3 protein-coding genes are annotated in these 1,524 nt (G+C 59.7%); all 3 read left to right on the top strand.

Going from position 1 to position 1,524, the window contains the following annotated elements; translation table 11 throughout:
• Positions 1-792 (top strand): C4-dicarboxylate ABC transporter substrate-binding protein (locus tag EOM25_14855; GenBank protein ID NCC26457.1); only part of this gene is annotated, 792 nt, incomplete at its 5' end.
• Positions 793-802: 10 nt separating this feature from the next.
• On the top strand, positions 803-1,297 hold the full coding sequence (locus EOM25_14850) for a TRAP transporter small permease (GenBank protein NCC26456.1): 495 nt from the start codon (positions 803-805) through the stop codon (positions 1,295-1,297).
• A partial coding sequence (locus tag EOM25_14845) for a TRAP transporter large permease subunit (protein NCC26455.1) occupies positions 1,294-1,524 on the top strand: 231 nt, incomplete at its 3' end. The genes EOM25_14850 and EOM25_14845, both read left to right, overlap by 4 nt.

Here is a 1,524-nt window from a genome sequence, read left to right as displayed (position 1 = left end):
ATGTTCCGGGGCGTCCAGATGGGTCAGACCGACATCGGCTGCGTAGGCCTGGCCTACCAACCCGGCGTCTTCCCGGTCAGCAGTGCCGTCGAACTTCCCCTGGGCTTTGATTCGGCCTCGGTGGCCTCCATGGTGCTCCACGATCTCGTTCAGGAGACCAACCCCGAGGAATTCTCCGGAGTCAAGGTCCTGACCATGTTCACCTCCGCCCCCTCAAACCTCATGACTCGCGAGCAAATCACCACGCTGGATCAGATCAAGGGCGTCGAATACAGGGCCTCTGGTATTGCCTCCAAGGTCTTGGAGCGCCTCGGGGCCGTGCCCGTGTCCATGCCTATGCCCGACGTGCCCGAGGCCCTGCAGAAGGGATTGGTCAAAGGCCTGCTGACCTCCATGGAGGTTCTCAAGGATATGAATTTCGCCGAATTCTGCCCCTACCAGACCATCGGCAACTTTCAGGTCTACACTTTTGCAGTAATCATGAACCTCAAAGCCTGGAATTCCCTGCCTCAGGACATCCAAAAGATTCTCGATGACCTCGCCCCCGAACAGGCCCTGTGGACAGGCCGATACATGGACGGCCATGTCCAGAACTCCCTTGCCTGGGTCCACGAAAAATACGGCACCTCGCCGGTGACCCTGTCAGCCGAGGACATGGAGACCGCCAGACAGAAGCTCTCCCCCCTTGTGGACGAATGGAAGACCATGGCCGAATCCAAGGCCCTGCCGTCAGAAGATATTCTTACCCGGATTCAGAGACTGAAAGCCAAATACGAGACGGAACTGAACTAGCGGAAACGACATGCTTCAACGCCTGATCTTTGTCAGCCGCCGACTGAACACCGTCCTGATGATCATTGGCGGCCTCCTTCTGTCGGCCATGGTTCTGGTCTCCAGCGCCAACATCCTCTTGCGGGCATTTTGGACACCCCTCAAGGGCACCTTCGAATTCATGGGTTTTGCCGGGGCCGTGGTGGCGGCCATGGCCCTGGCCGGAACCCAGCAGACTCGTGGGCACATCACCGTGACCCTCGTTCCGGAAACCATCTCACCTGTCTGGAACCGGACCCTCATCGTTGTGTCCAACCTGCTGTCCTTGGGCCTCTTTTCCCTTGTCTCCTGGCAGGTCCTGAACTTGGCCCTGGCCCTCAAGAACATGGGGGAACTCTCTGAAACCACGCACCTGCCCTACTACCCGGTGGTGGGCATGGTGGCCGTGGGCTTCGCCGTCCTGGTCCTGACTCTGATCGTCGAGACCCTGGCCGTTGTCCTTCCGGCACGGGAAAGACGCCCATGAGCCCCGGCGCCCTGGGCCTGACCGCAGTCCTGTCCCTTCTGGCCATCATCTTCATCCTCAGGATTCCGGTCGGCTTCGCCATGGCCCTGGTGGGCTTTCTCGGATGCTGGAAGATGCTCGGCTGGCAGCCGGCTGTGAGTATGCTGGGCAGCGAGACCTGGGGGGTCTTCAACTCCTACGGTCTGACCGTCATCCCCCTCTTCATTCTCATGGGCCAAATCTGCTTC

It is taken from the genome of Deltaproteobacteria bacterium (genome assembly GCA_009929795.1).
Taxonomy (GTDB): Bacteria; Desulfobacterota; Desulfovibrionia; order Desulfovibrionales; family Desulfomicrobiaceae; genus RZZR01.
Note: the sequence above shows the minus strand (reverse complement) of the source record. Positions and strands in the feature narration are given on the sequence as shown.